Raw genomic sequence first — 17305 nt, 5'->3', positions numbered from 1 at the left:
ATAGTACGGTGAGCAAATTAGACTGAACATATAAGTGATTATGCTGTTGAACGCCTTAAGAAATCAATTAAAGAAATCTGGTTATATCATCACATTGAGTTGTTTTTGCTCATCATTTGTATTTGCAGACACAATTGACTGTACAACCAATAGTTCTCAACTCAAAAGAATCTGCTCCAAACAATACGATGAACAACGCTCTAAACTCAATAATAAGTTTTTAACTGCTTATTTGGTCACTGATGCCCCATTACAACTCTTACATGACACACAAAAGCTTTGGCTCAATCAAATACAACAGTGCAAATCAAAAAACTGCTATCAACAACAATTTGATGCTCGTTTAGATGACTTGAATTTTTATACATCTATGAATCAAACCTTAACACAGCATTATTTAAAATTTGAACAGGGTCAATTATCAAAACAGCCCGTTCACTTACAAATTCATCAACTTGATAAAGATAAGCTGAAAATCGAAGGAATCGCCTATCGCAATCCAAATAATCGGATAGAAACTCAGACATTCTCTTTACTTGCTTACAGTACACCTGAGCAAAAGAATCAAATTATTGATAATGAAAAGAAATGCCAATATCAGTTTGACTTTCAAAAAGCACTATTAATTATAAAAAGTGAACAAAAGGGTTGTGAACGATTTACTGGGATTTATCGTTTGTATGATTAAACTTAGTAACTTCTGGATGACTAAAACCATCAAAAGATCTCCAGCCAGCATTAGGAATAATGGGAAACCATTAAGGAGAATCTTACCTAATGTGTATATCTTATACTATTCGAAATACAAAAATACCACTTAGATAAGATATATCTGCTGATTCATCAATACAAAAACCAATACCAGAAAAGGTGTCATTATCTTCAACAATGTAGATATCTTCATGCTCATTAAAAATAGGATTACATAAATTCTTCAACTCTAAAAAAGGCATACCTATATAGATGCAATTTATTAGTTTCCCCTTATAACCATTAAATATGGATATATTAAATAAAAATCCTAAATGATTAAAATGCAACTCAACCATTCCTTTTGAATAAAACCAAATCTCCCCCACAATCCGCCCTTCACTAATTTCTCTAGCAGGCACACATAGCCATTTATCATTCTTCTGAATAGCATCATGCAGTGGGATTCCATCCGTTATTAACCATTTTTTTACATCAGTCAAATTTAGCCCATTATAGAATTCTGATAATGTTAGCCCCAAACTAAAACCTGCTGCAGACTTTTGTGGTTCAATGAGAGCATTAATATCAACTTTCATCATAATTTTATTTTCTCCCCTATAATCTTTATTTAAAAACCTAAGCAAATCACTGTAAAGCCAATGCTATACCAAATTGATTAAAGCCTTAATTTCAAAACTATCTAAAATATGATAAAAAGCCGATGTTTTCACATCGGCTTTTTAGATTTAGCTAGGGAATTTTTGCGCAATTTCCTCGCTAATAAGTACTGCTGTTGCAGCAGATAATGTCCATCCCAAATGCCCATGTCCAGTATTATAGAAAACACGGGGCTGCTTACCTTGCTTCACAACAGGCAACATATTTGGCATCATCGGACGTAGACCTGCCCACGGCACAGAATGCTCAGTTGAAATATCAAAGTTCTGGTTAACCCAGTTAATTAAAGGTTGTATTCGATCTGCACGAATATCACGATTATAGCCATTAAACTCGGCTGTGCCTGCGACACGGAAGCGATCAGCACCTAAACGAGAAGTAACAATTTTTGCACTTTCATCAAGCAGACTCACCCACGGTGCATTTTGTACACTTCGCTCATCTTTAAGTTGCACTGTAATAGAGTAACCTTTTACTGGATAAACATTTACAGTATCACCGAGCATATCGGCTAATTGGTAACTTCCAACGCCACCACACACAACGATTAAATCTGCTTCTATTATGGTCTGCTCATCTGCTGTTGAGTTCATATTCTCAGAACTATTTTTACAGCTAACAATCACTTTATCTTGCAAACATTTAACATCAACAACATCCAAACCAAAGCGATATTTCACACCATATGCTTGTGTTCTTTCCGCTAAACCAACAGAATACTTATGAATATCACCTGTTGCATCGCCTGCTGTGTAATATCCACCATAATAATTACCTGTTAAATTTGGCTCAATTGCCTTCATTTCTTCAGGTGTAATCGCATGACGTTCAAGTTTACCTTCCACTAAAACATCATTCACTTTTTTTGCGATGTCAAAGTCTTCCTTGCTGTGGTACATGTGCAAAATACCACGTTTCTCCAAATCAAAAGAAATATTCTCTTTTTCTGCAACTTCAAACAATCGCTGTCTTGCTAACAGTGCTAAACGCACTGTTTCAATCGTATTTACTTTATAATCCTTAATATGGGTCAAAAACTCGACCAGCCAGCGATATTTATGCACACTAAAAGACGGATTGAGCAATAATGGTGCATCTTTCTTACTCATCCACTTGATGCCTTTAAGCACAGTTGACTTCTGATTCCAGACTTCTGCATTACACGCAGATAACTGCCCGCCATTCGCAAAAGAGGTTTCCATTGCAGGAAATAGATGACGATCAATCACCGTCACTTCATAACCCAATTTAATTAATTCATAGGCAGATGTTACACCTGTAATCCCCGCACCAATGACTACTACATGTGGCATAGAAAACTCCTAGAAATGCAATACATTTCATAAGCATAGCCCCATCTGTCACGGTACCTGAGAGTTTCGGCAGATGATTACCAATTAATCATTAAGCCTTCCCCTTCGGTGAGTGCGTTCGTGTAAAGAAGTTATTTTACGACTAATTTTCTACACTTTAAGCACTACTCTCCAGATTGTATTTCTATTATTACAGTCCTTCTGCCTGAGAGTTTCCGGGGTCGTTGCTCCTTCGGCGAGTTCTTGGAAGAACTTCTCTCCCGCAATAATATTTATATCCCTATAAGCAATATATATGCCGACCAAAAATACCAACACTAAATTCTTGTAATTCTTTGTAGATCAAGTATCTCTTTCAGCGCTAATCAAAATAAATCAATAAAAAAGCAGACTTTAACGTCTGCTTTTGAAAATTAAAATTTACATTGTAAAATCTGTTCTGAGAATTTTCCTTTCCACAATTCTCGCAAAGTAGGCAAATAGAATTTTTCTCCTATCATTACCAACTCAGCATCAATCAAAGCATGAATCTCATGCATTAACACATAGTCCAATGCAATTAAGGAAAGTTGTGATTGTTTTTGTGAAACTTGTTTACGTTTAATTTGAGCTTTTTTGACCAACTCGTTGGAAAAGTTCTTATCTTTATAAGTAGTAAGCGCACTTAACCGCAATTCAATAATGCCCCAGCCTTCTAATAATTTCTTAAAAATTTCAAAATCTTTTGAGGTGGCTTCCCAAGTCACATTCTCTAAATCATTGTCTTCTGGTAATACAGGCAACAACAAATCAGCCGTACTTGGAAAAATTTTCTTTAAATTCAATACAAATTTAACAGGATTTTCATTTGGAAGATCAGCAAACTGGATATGGGTTTTGGTGTCTGTCAAATAAATATTGAGCATAATGAAGCAACAATCAGGTAAATCAAAAGTGTATTGTACGCAGTTCACTTTATAAAAACTACTCATAAAAAATCCCTCTAAATAAAAGAAGGATTTTTTATTTCACAGATACGGCTTACTTACTATTTGGAGAAACCATATTTTCAGGTCTGACCACTTCATCGAACTGCTCTGCTGTAACTAGACCTAATTCAATAGCAACTTGTTTTAAGGTTTTATTTTCTTTATAAGCTGTTTTGGCAACTTTGGCTGAGTTCTCATAACCAATTACTGGATTTAGTGCTGTTACCAACATCAATGAATTATGTAAAAAGTGATCAATCTTGTCACGATTTGGCTCAATTCCTACTGCACAATGATCATTAAAACTATTACATGCATCACCTAAAAGCTGAATAGATTGCAATAAGTTATACGCAATGACAGGCATAAATACGTTGAGTTCAAAGTTACCAGATGCACCTGCAACATTAATCGTTGTGTCATTCCCTAAGACTTGAGCAACCACCATAGTCATGGCTTCACTTTGTGTTGGATTGACTTTACCCGGCATGATACTTGAACCAGGTTCATTTTCTGGAATACGAATCTCACCAAAACCACAACGAGGACCACTCGCTAACCATCGAATATCATTGGCAATCTTATTTAAGCTTGCAGCCAATGTTTTTAAAGCGCCTGAAGCAAATACTGCTGCGTCTCGCCCTGCCAAAGCTTCAAACTTATTAGGTGCCGTCACGAATGGTAAATCTGTAAGTCTAGCCAATTGTTCAGCTGCTTTCACAGCATAATCAGGATGTGCATTTAATCCCGTGCCCACTGCCGTACCACCTAATGGTAACTCATACAAACCCTCAAGCGCTTGGTATAAACGTTTCAAGCCATGCTCAAGTTGTGACACATAACCACTAAACTCTTGTCCCAAAGTCAAAGGCGTTGCATCTTGTAAATGCGTACGACCAATTTTAACAATACTGTCAAATTCTTCAGACTTGCGTTGTAGGGTCGCTTTTAACTTTTCAACAGCAGGAATAAGCAATTCATTGATCTGAATACTTGCAGCAACATGAATTGCAGTTGGAAATGAATCATTGGTCGATTGCGCGCGATTCACATGATCATTGGGGTGAACAGGTTTTTGCGCACCGAGTACCTGTCCTAATTTTTGATTGGCAATATTTGCAATGACTTCATTGCAGTTCATGTTACTTTGCGTACCTGAACCTGTTTGCCAAACCACTAATGGAAATTGCGAATCCCATTGCCCAGCAATCACCTCTTCTGCCGCACCGACGATATATTGACTTAAATCCTCAGGAAGCTGTTGTAATTCGGCATTGGTCATTGCAGCGGCTTTTTTCACCAAACCCATTGCTCGGATCATTGCTCGTGGTAAGCGCTCTTGACCAATCTTAAAGTTCTGTAAACTTCGTTGCGTTTGCGCACCCCATAAGGCTTCATTGGGAACTTCAATTTCACCCATTGTGTCGTGTTCAATTCGCATTTGCATAAACAACCTCTGCTCTATTTGGTTAAAATTTTCACGGGCTGAAGCAAATAGATGCTTTGGCTAGCGAGGACTTAACGATCTATATCCGATAAATCGCGTTAATCCTAAACAAAGCAATCATTATTGTAAATAAGAATCATTATCTTATTTACCGTTTAGCGTATTTCGGTAAAAGCGCCATTCATCTTCAATCATCTGCGATAAAGCGCGTTTAGGTATCCAATTCAGTATTTTTTTAGCCTTATCAATATTTGCCCCAAGTTGTGCTAACTCTTGGTTTTGATATACGGCAGGTTGAACTCGAATTTCCGCCTGAGTCACCTTTGCAACCTCATCAAGTAAAGTCTGAATAGATGTCAGTTGAGGGTGTGCAATATTAAATGCTTCCAAACAACTACTTTGTGCTTTTAACCAACTTAAAGCGATTAATACCGCATCACAGGCATCTAGCACATGTAAAAAGCTTCGCTCTACCGTTCCATCTGCTGTCTGTGCTTGGTTCTGAAGCTCTATACAATCTCGCTGCATTGCTGCAACTTGTAATGCTAAAGGCACGATATTTTTGGGTAATTGAGTAACATATTCCCCTAATACCCCATGTTCAAATGCACCAACGATATTGGATAAGCGCAAATTCACGATTTTCCATTCATGATCAACTTTATAGGTATCTGCAATAATGTCTTCAACCATTTGCTGAGAGCGAATGTACGGATTCGGGTACCGATAGTTAAATTCTGTTTCTTCACTAAAATTTGGGCTGGATTGACCATACACAGCCAAACTAGAGATATTGATTAACTCTCTTACACCCATACGTTGCATGGCCCTTAATAAGCTCATGATGCTACTGACATTATCATTATAATATTCAAGTGGTTTTAGCGCTGATTCCTCAAGCGATTTAAAACTTGCTGTATGAATAACCGTATCAATTGAATATTGTTCAAATACTTTATTTAAAGCGGGTGTATTCCGAACATCCACTTTCACAAAAGGAATGTACATTCCTGAAATGTATTCTAAGCGTTCTAAAGTTTGCAAAGTCGAATTGGCTAGATTATCAACAATGACAATTTCTTGTCCACGTGCTAATAAACTCAATGCGATATGTGAACCGATAAAGCCTAAACCACCTGTCACCAAAATCATTGTATACTTACCTTCTTTTCTAATTTGTCCATCATTTTGCTTACATGACCCTAGTGAATGTTCAATGAGTACACTACTTCTAATTACTTCTGCACCCACTTCCACAATGGCTTGGCATGCTTTTGGTTTAGCTCAAGCGCTAAGAAATAAGTGTGAAGATTTTCGTGTCTTCTTTTACCAAGATGGTGTTCAGGTGGCAAATGATCTACAGTGGTTTCCTGATGATCAACGCAACCTAAAACAAGAATGGCAAAAGCTTGGCATTCGACTCCCTGTCTGTGTCAGTGCTGCCCTTGCTCGGGGAATCACTGATGCGAGCAATGCACAACGCCACTCACTTCAACATCACAACTTGGCACAAGGTTTTGAGCTGGTTGGACTTGGGGAGTTAGCTGATGCTGTGCAAAGCTGTTCTCGTTTAATTCAATTTTAGTTTAAGTTCATTAATAGAGTGTTGCTTTTAAAAGGTAAATTGTGTGAAATCTGTACTCGTCATCCTAACGCAGCCTAATCTAACCAGTTTGCAGGTCAATGAAAGCTTGTCTGCAACTATGGTTTTAGCAACCTTTGGTATTTCTGTCAAAGTATTATTAAAAGACGCTGCATTGAGCTTATTGAACAATCAATTAGAATTTGACCAATTCAAACAAGCTTTTAAAATTGCCGCCAATATGGTGGAAAGTTTTGAGTTTTACGATTTAACCCCGATTTGGGTTGAAATAAAAAATCAACAACTTCCTATCATTCAAAATACAAAGCAGGAAATTGAGTTTATTGAAATCAAACCTGAATTTATTCAGTCCTTTGATCACATTTTGTATTGGTAGAGCAGTCAACTATGGCAAATACAACTTTATTTTTAATTCAAGCAGCTTATAGCAATACTGAGAAAGTTTGGAGTGATTTGGCAGAAATGGCACAAACAGATGATTCCATCGTTGTGCTAGGTGATGCTGTATTACAAATAACACTTAACATCGTAAAGGACTATTCCAACCTTTATTGTCTAAGTAATGAACAAACCCTACTCAATGATGACGTTAAAGAACATATCAGCGTGATTGAATATACAGAACTTGCTGATTTAGTTTTACAATTTAGACGCTGTGTGACTTTAAAATAAATTTTTCAGTTAATTTAAATCCTATTTAGGCTATTTCATGCAATTAGAGTTAGATCAAGACGGTCATTTAGTCGATTATACAATTTGGAACCATGAGGTTGCTCAGCAACTTGCCCTATCTCTTGATTTAGAATTAACAGATTGGCATTTTGAAGTTCTCCACGCTGTACGTCAATTTTATCAACAATTTGGACATTCACCTGCCACACGTCCATTGATTAAATTCTTAATGAAAACCATCAGTCCTGAGATCAATAATGCCGTATTACAGCAAAGATTTAACACAGGTTTAGTCGCCCGACATCTTAGTCGTTTGGCTGGCGTTCCTAAACCTGCAAATTGTTTATAGTTTCTATTCTATTAGATGAAGTAAATTTTCATTCAGAGAAGCAATATCTAAAATCATGCACTTTTTTGTTTTTGCTCAATGAATGCAAAATAACCAATGCCTGCTGTTACACGAACATCTTTTGCTTTGATCGGCTCATCACATGCTGAACAAACAACTTTAGGACTCAATTTATTACCACAGGTTTTATGGGTAAATTCAAGCGGTTTTCCAAGCCCCTTATCCATCCATTTATCAGCCCACTGCACCATAGCCAAAATAAGTGGATAAAGATCTAAACCTTTATCAGTGAGTTGGTATTCAAACCGTTCTTGACGTTCCACATAAGGCACTTTAATTAAAACGCCATGTTCAACCAATCGTTTTAAACGTTCTGAAAGTACATGGCGTGTCAGCCCTAAGCTACGCTGGAAATCATCAAAACGGCGTATCCCCATAAAAGCATTACGTAAAATTAGCATTGTCCAACGATCACCAAGTACAGAAAGTGTTCTCGCAACTGAACATGGCTGATCGCCAATTTCTTCCCATTTCATTATTATCACCTGATCATTTTTTAGAACTTAAAAAGGCATGTCTTCCATGCCTTGAACCGTTATGTTTAGAAACTAAACAATATAAAATATACACTAAACTACCTGATCAATAAGATGCAATATTGGCACTTGGCTAAATGCCACAAAAACAATTAATTTTGCATAAATTTAATCAATAATTTAGTTGTTAATAAAGATACCTGAAACTTCTTGTCCTGCATTTAGCGGAATATTCGCAGGAATACGAACTAAGCAGTTAGCTTGCATTAAATTGCTCAACATATGCGACTGTTGCTTTGCTAGACTTTGTAACTTGAGCTGACCTTGCTCAAAATAAGCATGCATTCTTAAAAAACGTTCGCGTGCATCGGATTTAAGTTCATGTGTGAGTATAGCGCTAAACCATTGCACCGCTTGACGTTGGTTTTGCAAAGCATCCAATAAAACTTTGCCATAAATCTGCATAGATACATAAACAGCAGCAGGATTTCCTGGCAAACCGAGTAAATAACAGTGATGATCTTGCTCTGGTGATTGATATGCTGCAAAGAATAATGGCTTACCCGGTTTTTGTTTCACTTTCCAGAAAACTTGCTCAAAACCAGTTTCAAAGGCACATGGGCGAACAAAGTCATAATCACCCACTGAAACACCACCTGTGGTAATAATCACATCATATGTATGCTTTAATCGCTCAAAGCATGCCGTGACCTGTTCAGCTTCATCTGCAATATGTAGAATTTCAACATCTATGCCATAATCTTTGAACCATGCTTTTAACAAGGGTCCATTGGCATCAAATACTTTACCTGCTTGCAAATCTTCTGGGCTTTCAGCAACCTCATCACCCGTAATCACAACTGCAACTTTGGGTTGTTGAAACACCTCTATACGTTGTACACCAGCCATGCTTAAAGCAGCAAGTGCACCAATATTGATGCTCTGACCGACCTCAGCAAGCTGTTGACCTTGTTGTACTTCTTCGCCTGTAAATCGAATATCAGCATGTGGCTTGATCTGTTCAAGCAATCGAATTTTGTCAGACTCAACCTGAACGATCTCTTGTCGAGCGACATGTGTGGTGCCTTCAGGAATTTTGCCCCCCGTAAAAATACGAATCGCTTGCCCATCAGCCAATTGATAATCGAGTTCGCTGCCTGCTTTAATCTCACCAATCACCTCAAAATAAGTATCTTGAAGCTGTGTAAGTGAGCTATTGATCGCATAACCATCCACCGCACTTTGAGAAAAGCTCGGTAGATTGACCTCTGAGTAGATCGCTTTGGCTAGATAACGATTCAAACCTTGAGCTAAAGCCAAGACTTCAGTCGTCAATGTTTTGGGCTGAGTTCGAATGAGTTGAAGTGCCTCATCAATACTCATTAAGCCTTTTTCAGCACCACATCCTGACATTATTCATATCCTCCTGGATGAGGTAAGTCACGGCACACATCAAAAATATGGACTAAAGCGGGCAAAAGAGCCGCCATTGATTCACTCGCACCACCACGACTACCCGGCAGTGTGACCACCAAGGAACGATCAATAAAACCAGCTACGCCACGAGACATCGCAGCATACGGTGTGCGTTTTTGACCAAAAGCACGTGCTGCTTCCATTAAACCATCGAGTTTTCGTTCTAGAAGTGGTTCAAGCGTATCTACCGTAATATCGCGCTTACCAATACCTGTACCCCCAACCGTCATGATACATGCATAGGATTTAGTTAACTCTAAAACCAAATCTTTCAACTGATCAGATTCATCTGGCAAAATTTGATAATGAATTGGATCAAAACCTGCTTCAGTTAAAGTCTCAACCACTGATTTCCCTGCAGTATCAGGTTTACGTCCTGCTGCAACGGTATCCGAGAGTACAATCACTGCCGCAGAAACAGGCTGACGTAAAGTCCGTTTGAAATGTGACTTACCGCCCTTTTTCTTGAGCAATTTACATTGGTCTAAGCACAATTCATCAGGTTCACAATGTGGCTTCAACATATCGTAAATGGTTAGACCTGCAAGACTTGCAGCCGTTAAGGCTTCCATTTCTACGCCCGTTGGCCCAATAGTTTCAACAGTCGTCAGGATCACAACATGATCATGCTGTAAATCATATTCAACATCAGCACGGTAAATGGGTAAAGGATGGCAAAGTGGAATCAGTTCATCTGTGCGTTTTGCTGCCAAAATACCTGCAATACGTGCCGTTTTTAAGGCATCACCTTTTTCGGTATTTCCATCACGAAGTAACTGAATACAATGTGGTGGTGCATACAAAATTGCTTGTGCTTCTGCAACACGATAACTTTCGGGTTTCATCCCAACATTTTTCATTTTAACTTCCTAAGACTTTATTCGTGTGTATGCTCATGTGCACAATGTTCGTGATGATGGTGATGCCCTGATGCATCCCCCTTTGACAAAGGGGGACTTAGGGGGATTTTCGTTTGAACATGTTCAGCAGCATCTTTGCGAATACAGCAACCTTCCACATATTGACTAGTACCATCCATAAAGAACTCTTCTTTCCAAATCGGCACTTCATGTTTTACACGCTCAACGGCTTCTTCACAGGCTTGAAAAGCTTCACGGCGGTGAGCAGCATACGCAATTGCAATAATCGCTGTTTCGCTGACATCTAAATATCCAATTCGATGCATCACACGCACATAAGAGACTTGATACTTATCTTTAATTTGCTGTTCGATTTCACGAATCATTTTTTCAGCAACAGGCGTATACGAGGTGTATTTTAAAGCCTTCACCGCTTTGCCTTCATGATGATTACGGACTGTACCAATAAAAATATCAATACCACCGCATTCAGGAAAAGATTGTATCGGATCAAAACAATCTAGGCTTAAAGCTTGATCTTGAACTCTCGCAAATTCACGCATACTTATCCTCCAGCGACAGGTGATAGCAGTACCAAAGTACATGAACAATTTAAGGGGCTTTGACGCGTCACAATGTCCTCACCAATGGCACAAGCACATTTTTCCATGGCTTTTGTTGCCTCGGGATACAGTGCCACAATATGTGTCAGTACATCTGCAACTACTCGATCTTCTGCAAACTCAAAAGTAAGCCCTTTGGGTAACAATCTTTCTATAGCACCAAAAGCTTCTATTTTTATTTCAAGGGTTTGCATATCTTCTCCAGACCACTTTTCCAAAACTAACCACCCAACATATGCATACTGATTTTACGTGCTTGCTGATGTTGTATTGCATGATAACCTTTAGCTTTATGCCAAATATACGGTTTAATGTGTTGTTCAAGCTGTTGAAATTCAAACTGCCCACATTCTGCTTTTTGTTTGACCACAGCGTGCAAATAAGGCTTTATATTCAAACCTTGTTGTGCAAATAGACAATTATATAACTCACCCTGTGCAGTTAACCGAATTCGATCACAATCCCCACAAAATGAATGTGTTATCGTTGAAATAATACCAATACAATATTGCCCATCGAGCTGATACTGCCGCGCAGGCTCATGCTGTTGTTGTAAGACCTGAATTTGATAATACGCTTTTAGCTGTGCCAAGATTTCAGCCTCACTGACAACCGCCTGATCTGTCCAATGTTGATCACCATCCAAAGGCATAAACTCAATGAAACGCAATGGGATCTGCTGTTGCTTAGCCCACTTCACCATCGGTACAATTTGGTCGTCATTTTGATCTTTCATCAACACACAATTAATTTTAAATGGAAGACTAACTTTTTGGGCTGCTTCGATGCCTTTTAAGACAGGCGCAAGATCTTTTTTAGTGAGCTTTTTGAACTGATCAGCATCTAGACTATCAAGGCTAATATTTAAATCATCCAAGCCTGCATGTTTAAGTTCTTCAGCATACTTTGCCAAATAATGTCCATTGGTGGTCATCGAAATCCGCTTTAATCCTATCGCACGTAGACTTTGCAAATCTCTAATAAAATGAACCACGCCCTGACGCATTAAAGGTTCTCCCCCCGTAATGCGAATGTTTTCAATCCCTTGTTGAACCATATAACGGCAAAAAATCAACAAAGCTTCAAAACTAAGCAAATCTTGCTTTTTCATCCATTCAGGATGTTCAGGCATACAATACGTGCATTTGAAATTGCAACGATCTGTTACGGAAATCCGTAACTTACGTTTAATACGACCATACTGATCTTGCAAGATCGGGCTGTTCGTAGATATATCATGCTTCATCATTTGCACTCATATTGTGAAACTTCTCACTGCACTTAGCACAAGTTTTGTGCATCCTTGTTGAACTAATCTACCGTGAATTATTTTTACTACAGCAATATCTATTCCAATCTTCGACCATATTTGATTGCAATGTGAATTATTTATTCAAACAAGATATGATTTCAACCATTAAACTAGAATACCGTATAGCTCCCTTATTTTTACCAAACAAACAACGCACCATTTTCAATCAATTTAATCAAAAATGGTGCAATTCGGTGCATTTCCCAATTAAATCATTTAAGCATCCAAGCGTTCTAAACGCACAGGTACATACTTATGATATGGTGTCTTAGACAAAGGATCACAATGCTGAGTTGACGTTAATCGGTTTAATTCTGGACCAATCGGTTCGCCACCACGATAACGCAAGCCATAACCATGTGGCAATGATACAACCCCCTTACGCATTCCTTCATCAAGCTCAACGACAACCAAAATTTTCCCATGCTCAGAAATACATTGTAAGGTCTGCCCCGTTTCCACAGCAAATTCAGATGCATCTTCTGGATTCATTCTTAAACGCCCTTCTGCATCGACTTTACGCCAAGCAGGATCACGATAAATTTGGTTAGCATTATAGCTACGGCGCTCACCAGCAAATAATATAAATGGATAATCATCTGTTGGTACTAAGGATTGTTGTTTGAGTTGAGCCAATTCAACAAACATTTCTGGAATCGCCAAACGGATTTTTTTATCTTTATATGCAATCAACTGCCATACATCCGCATATTCATGCTGCGATAACACCACACCTGAACGTTGTTGCGAAATCGCTTGAAATAATTTAACGCCTAGATTCAAACGATTGCCTTGGTATCCAGCTTGCTTAACTGCCTGATAATGCTGAGCGGCATATTGCATACATAATGGTAATAACAAGGCTGTCGCAGCCGCATCATTCGGCAAAGTCTTTCCTAATGTGCGATATACAATTGATGCAGCAAAAGGAATTAACTTTTTATTTTTAGCAAAACTGACACCAAGCGCACCGAAATAAGCAAGATAAGCAGTCTTAGCTGAATCTTTTTCTGCAATTTTACTCAAAATAGGAAATTGTTGAGGTATCACGTTCATTGCTTCAAGCAAGCGCGTATAAATTTCTGCTTCACTCAAGGTATTGCCCTGAGCTTTAAATAATGGGTGACGTAAATGAAAACCATTTTTAGGGAACTCTAAATTGAAACCCGTAAATTCCCATTTTTCAAACTGACTATGCGCAGGCAAAATATAATCAGCAAAACGAGCTGTCTCGGTCATTGCCACATCAACAACGACCAATAGATCCAATGATTTGAATGCTTGCTCATACGCAGCCGTGTCTGGATAGGTCAATAAAGGGTTACAACTATCCACAAAAACGGCACGAACTCGTTTTTCTCCAGCTTTGAGAATCTCATCGGGCAAAATATTAGGTGGAAAGAAGCCTGAAATTGGGAACATTTTATGATGAACAGTACGGCGATATTTAGGATTGCGCTCATCCGTATGAGTCAAAATCGGAATAAACATGGTATGTAAATTATTAGTGCCTTGCTGACCGAAGTGCCCCGCCAATAAATATAAAAGCTTCTCTAAATAACCATTTAAAGTTGTATTTAAAGTATGTTGAATGCCCAAATCAATACGAACACAGCCCCGCTTTGCTTTAGCAAAGTCACGTACAATTTGATAGATTTGTTCAACCGAAACGTCTGCTTTTTGGATATATTCTTCTATAGGAATAGCGAGAAAAGCCTGCTTAACCTCATCAAAACCATGTGTATGCTTTTGGATAAACTGCTGATCATAGAGGTTCTCACGTAACATGATCGCAATCATTGCCGACATGAGGTAAGCATCCGTTCCAGGTTTTAATTGCACATGAATATCCGCCTGTTTCGCCGTTTCCGTTACACGCGGATCAAAAACCACCATGGTACGATTTGGGTCTTTTTTGATGTGTTTTAGCGTATCTCGTGCATTGGGAATACCATGAGCTTGAAATGGGTTAGTTCCAATAAATAAGACATAATCAGCATACTCAACATCTTCTGTGGTATGACAGGCTTGACTACCAAACAAGCGACCATTGACCCAAAAATCACCCGTTTTTTCTTGCGCCAGCGAGTTATAAGCATAAAAACTTTTCATGGCATACAGGAGCTGACGCCCATAGGCTGCGCCTAAATGATTCCCCTGACCACCGCCACCTACCGAAGCAAATGCCGTTCCACCAAAAGTATCACGAATATGTACCAGTTGATCTGCAATTTCCTGAATGGCTTGCGCCCAACTGATTTCTTTAAATGAACCATCTGCCTGACGTTTTAACGGTGCAGTCAAACGATCTGCATGCTTTTGATAATGTTGCAAACGTGCTGCTTTTTGGCAAATATAACCTTGAGAAAATGGATGCTGATCATCCCCCTTAATTTTCTTGAATTGATTATCTTCAATTTCAACACTTAAGCCACAATTCCGTGAACATAAAATACAAGCTGTGACGTCATTTCGATTACTGAAAGAGATTTCTTGTTTACTCATTTTCTCTTACCCTTTTAGCGAGGTTCGTTTTACCAGCGGTCTATCGCTGAGGTTCAATCCGTTTAAATATGAATCAATTAATGTACTATTTTTCCACAAAGGCACGTTCAATCACATAATCACCGGGCGCATGGCTCGTACCTTCCACAAAACCTTTTTCTTTTAAAATTTCGACTAAATCCTTGAGCATACTCGGACTACCACAAATCATCACACGGTCTGTCTCAGGATTTAATTCTTTCAAATCAATATCTCTAAACATCTTTTTAGACCGAATCAAATCCGTCAATCGCCCCATTTGGTGAAATTCTTCTCGTGTCACGGTTGGATAATAAATTAACTGATTTTGTACCATCTCACCTAAATATTCATGTGATGGTAAACCTTGATCAATATAATCCTTATAGCCCAGCTCACTCACCCAACGCACACCATGCGTTAAAATAATCTTTTCAAAATGTTCATAAAACTCAGGATCTCGAATAACACTCATAAAAGGTGCTAAGCCTGTCCCCGTTGAAAGCAAATATAAGTTCTTACCTGGTTTTAAATTATCCAAGATCAATGATCCTGTCGGCTTTTTGCTCACTAACAACTGATCACCAATTTTCAGATGCTGCAAATGTGAAGTCAGCGGTCCGTCAGGAACTTTAATACTATAAAATTCGAGGTGGTCTTCATAATTTGCACTCACCACAGAATAAGCACGCATTAGAGGTTTGCCCTCTATTTCTAAGCCAATCATCACAAATTGACCTGATTTGAACCGTAAACTATCAGATCTGCTCGTCTTGAAACTAAATAAAGTATCATTCCAATGATGAACACTCTGAACTGTTTCAACCTGAAATGCTGACATGTTCTAACTCCCCTAAATTCCACTTATTCGCTTAAGCGCCATTTCTGTCTAATTGGCTAATTTTGCCTTTAATTCCTTGCCATTGTTGATGGTCTGCTAAGGCATCTTGTTTGACTGTGATTCTTTTCCAATTTTCATTTGCTGCAAGTTCTGCATTTAATTCAATGAATTCTTTTTGATCCACAGGCACTTCATCTTCAGCACGAATTGCATCCACAGGACATTCAGGTTCACATAATGCACAGTCGATACATTCATCTGGATTAATCACTAAAAAATTAGGACCTTCATAAAAACAATCTACAGGACAAACAGAAACACAATCTGTGTGCTTACATTGGATACAATCTTCAAGTACAACAAAAGTCATCACCCGGCCCCTTAATAAAAATTAGTTCCCAATTAGAACTTATTTTTCAATTTTTGGATAGCATCACAAAATTTATTTTATGACTTATTATTCATTTTACTTTGTTTACATCAGACAAAAAATGAACAAAATTCAAGGATACTATTGCTGATTTAAATATCAGTAGAACTGAGTTCTGATCGATGATACAAAAAAACGCGTCAATCAAAAAATGCGAGCAGTTAAATTTTAAATATAGAGAAATATAAAATATTTTATTAATCAAACTATTGAAACACAATTGTCAACGTTAATGTATTTCTAAAGAACTGCCTAATACTATTTACCTAAATAAAACCAAAATTTGAAATAAGGTCAACGCTCAAAGTGAGTAAATCGCATCTTGATCTAAAATCAGTAGAAAATACGCTAGTGCATACAAAAATAAAATATAAATTCCAATTAAGAACTAAATTGTTACAAAATTTACGACGAGAACTATACATTCATACCCTTTTCAATTAATATTTTTATAATATTCATTCTATTTTGATACAGGACTTGCGAGTTACATGAAAATCTCTGATGTTGGCAATCAACCTTGTTCTGTTGCACGAACTTTATCAGTGATCGGTGATACTTGGTCAATGATGATTATTCGTAATGCGTTCTTAGGCATTCGTCGATTTGATGATTTTCATAAAAATCTTGGTGTAACTCGCCATGTTTTGACAGATCGATTGAATACATTGGTCAATGAAGGCATTTTACATAAAGTACCTTATACCGAGACCCAAAAACGCTTTGAATATCGTTTAACAGAGAAAGGTTTAGCACTTTATCCAATTATTATGAGTATTGTTCACTGGGGGGATACTTTTATGGATAAAGGACTTGGCGCACCACTCGATTATGTGCATGAAACTTGCGGACATGCATTCCATCCAGTCATGGTTTGTTCTGAATGTTCCGAACCGCTTTCGCCTAAGCAAGTGAATGTAAAGGTTGGAAAAGGCTTATATGCTTATCACTCTCAAACCAAAACAGTTTAATCGTTAAATC

At 38.0% G+C, this 17305-nt stretch carries 20 protein-coding genes and 1 riboswitch; of the genes, 6 read left to right on the top strand and 14 right to left on the bottom strand.

What is annotated here, in order from left to right; all coding sequences use genetic code 11:
* Nucleotides 1–40 precede the first annotated feature (40 nt).
* Nucleotides 41–688 (top strand): hypothetical protein, encoded by a 648-nt coding sequence (locus MMP60_RS11220; RefSeq protein ID WP_241336333.1) that lies wholly within the window; start codon nt 41–43, stop codon nt 686–688.
* Nucleotides 689–788: 100 nt separating this feature from the next.
* Here MMP60_RS11220 and MMP60_RS11215 read toward each other — a convergent pair whose 3' ends face one another.
* From MMP60_RS11215 to MMP60_RS11195, 5 genes are all read right to left on the bottom strand, one after another.
* Nucleotides 789–1292, bottom strand: coding sequence for a hypothetical protein (locus tag MMP60_RS11215; RefSeq protein WP_241336332.1), 504 nt, complete (start codon nt 1290–1292; stop codon nt 789–791).
* Between the two features lie 147 nt (nt 1293–1439).
* Nucleotides 1440–2684, bottom strand: coding sequence for a D-amino acid dehydrogenase (locus tag MMP60_RS11210; protein WP_241336331.1), 1245 nt, complete (start codon nt 2682–2684; stop codon nt 1440–1442).
* A gap of 183 nt (nt 2685–2867) precedes the next feature.
* A riboswitch (glycine riboswitch) is annotated at nt 2868–2957 on the bottom strand.
* Nucleotides 2958–3097: 140 nt separating this feature from the next.
* Nucleotides 3098–3589, bottom strand: coding sequence for a hypothetical protein (locus tag MMP60_RS11205; RefSeq protein ID WP_241336406.1), 492 nt, complete (start codon nt 3587–3589; stop codon nt 3098–3100).
* 115 nt (nt 3590–3704) lie between these two features.
* Nucleotides 3705–5099, bottom strand: a complete 1395-nt coding sequence (gene fumC / locus MMP60_RS11200; protein ID WP_241336330.1) for a class II fumarate hydratase — start codon at nt 5097–5099, stop codon at nt 3705–3707.
* A gap of 144 nt (nt 5100–5243) precedes the next feature.
* Entirely contained in the window at nt 5244–6251 is a 1008-nt protein-coding gene (locus tag MMP60_RS11195; protein ID WP_241336329.1) for an SDR family NAD(P)-dependent oxidoreductase, read from the bottom strand.
* A 64-nt stretch (nt 6252–6315) separates the two neighbouring features.
* Between MMP60_RS11195 and tusD the strand changes: the two genes are divergently transcribed.
* The 4 genes from tusD to MMP60_RS11175 are packed head-to-tail and all read left to right on the top strand — an operon-like array spanning nt 6316 to nt 7723.
* Entirely contained in the window at nt 6316–6684 is a 369-nt protein-coding gene (gene tusD, locus MMP60_RS11190) for a sulfurtransferase complex subunit TusD (protein WP_241336328.1), read from the top strand.
* Between the two features lie 43 nt (nt 6685–6727).
* Nucleotides 6728–7078, top strand: a complete 351-nt coding sequence (locus MMP60_RS11185; protein WP_241336327.1) for a hypothetical protein — start codon at nt 6728–6730, stop codon at nt 7076–7078.
* Between the two features lie 11 nt (nt 7079–7089).
* Complete coding sequence (locus MMP60_RS11180; RefSeq protein ID WP_241336326.1) at nt 7090–7374, top strand: hypothetical protein; 285 nt, start codon at nt 7090–7092, stop codon at nt 7372–7374.
* A gap of 37 nt (nt 7375–7411) precedes the next feature.
* The gene (locus MMP60_RS11175) at nt 7412–7723 is read left to right on the top strand and encodes a TusE/DsrC/DsvC family sulfur relay protein (RefSeq protein WP_241336325.1); all 312 of its coding nucleotides are present in this window, start codon (nt 7412–7414) and stop codon (nt 7721–7723) included.
* 53 nt (nt 7724–7776) lie between these two features.
* Here MMP60_RS11175 and MMP60_RS11170 read toward each other — a convergent pair whose 3' ends face one another.
* From MMP60_RS11170 to fdxA, 9 genes are all read right to left on the bottom strand, one after another.
* Nucleotides 7777–8259 (bottom strand): helix-turn-helix domain-containing protein, encoded by a 483-nt coding sequence (locus MMP60_RS11170; protein ID WP_241336324.1) that lies wholly within the window; start codon nt 8257–8259, stop codon nt 7777–7779.
* Nucleotides 8260–8439: 180 nt separating this feature from the next.
* The gene (locus tag MMP60_RS11165) at nt 8440–9672 is read right to left on the bottom strand and encodes a molybdopterin molybdotransferase MoeA (RefSeq protein ID WP_241336323.1); all 1233 of its coding nucleotides are present in this window, start codon (nt 9670–9672) and stop codon (nt 8440–8442) included.
* Nucleotides 9672–10595 (bottom strand): bifunctional molybdenum cofactor biosynthesis protein MoaC/MoaB, encoded by a 924-nt coding sequence (gene moaCB / locus MMP60_RS11160; protein ID WP_018678169.1) that lies wholly within the window; start codon nt 10593–10595, stop codon nt 9672–9674. The genes MMP60_RS11165 and moaCB overlap by 1 nt, the downstream gene beginning before the upstream one ends.
* A 17-nt stretch (nt 10596–10612) precedes the next feature.
* Nucleotides 10613–11158, bottom strand: coding sequence for a molybdenum cofactor biosynthesis protein MoaE (locus tag MMP60_RS11155; protein WP_241336322.1), 546 nt, complete (start codon nt 11156–11158; stop codon nt 10613–10615).
* Nucleotides 11159–11160: 2 nt separating this feature from the next.
* On the bottom strand, nt 11161–11412 hold the full coding sequence (locus MMP60_RS11150; RefSeq protein ID WP_018678171.1) for a MoaD/ThiS family protein: 252 nt from the start codon (nt 11410–11412) through the stop codon (nt 11161–11163).
* Between the two features lie 26 nt (nt 11413–11438).
* Nucleotides 11439–12467 carry a GTP 3',8-cyclase MoaA gene (gene moaA, locus MMP60_RS11145; RefSeq protein ID WP_241336321.1) on the bottom strand — a complete coding sequence of 343 codons (1029 nt, stop codon included), beginning with the start codon at nt 12465–12467 and terminating at the stop codon, nt 11439–11441.
* Nucleotides 12468–12746: 279 nt separating this feature from the next.
* Nucleotides 12747–15035, bottom strand: a complete 2289-nt coding sequence (locus MMP60_RS11140) for a molybdopterin-dependent oxidoreductase (RefSeq protein WP_241336320.1) — start codon at nt 15033–15035, stop codon at nt 12747–12749.
* Nucleotides 15036–15120: 85 nt separating this feature from the next.
* Nucleotides 15121–15894: a ferredoxin--NADP reductase gene (locus MMP60_RS11135; RefSeq protein WP_241336319.1), complete on the bottom strand. Its 774-nt coding sequence runs from the start codon at nt 15892–15894 to the stop codon at nt 15121–15123.
* Nucleotides 15895–15925: 31 nt separating this feature from the next.
* Nucleotides 15926–16264: a ferredoxin FdxA gene (fdxA, locus tag MMP60_RS11130; RefSeq protein ID WP_018678175.1), complete on the bottom strand. Its 339-nt coding sequence runs from the start codon at nt 16262–16264 to the stop codon at nt 15926–15928.
* Between the two features lie 551 nt (nt 16265–16815).
* Between fdxA and MMP60_RS11125 the strand changes: the two genes are divergently transcribed.
* Nucleotides 16816–17295 carry a helix-turn-helix domain-containing protein gene (locus MMP60_RS11125; RefSeq protein WP_018678176.1) on the top strand — a complete coding sequence of 160 codons (480 nt, stop codon included), beginning with the start codon at nt 16816–16818 and terminating at the stop codon, nt 17293–17295.
* The last annotated feature ends 10 nt before the right edge of the window (nt 17296–17305 follow it).

This window comes from Acinetobacter sp. ANC 4805 (genome assembly GCF_022549495.1).
Classification (GTDB): domain Bacteria; phylum Pseudomonadota; class Gammaproteobacteria; order Pseudomonadales; family Moraxellaceae; genus Acinetobacter.
The sequence above is the reverse complement of the archived record's forward strand: the minus strand, read 5'-3'. Positions and strand labels throughout refer to the sequence as shown.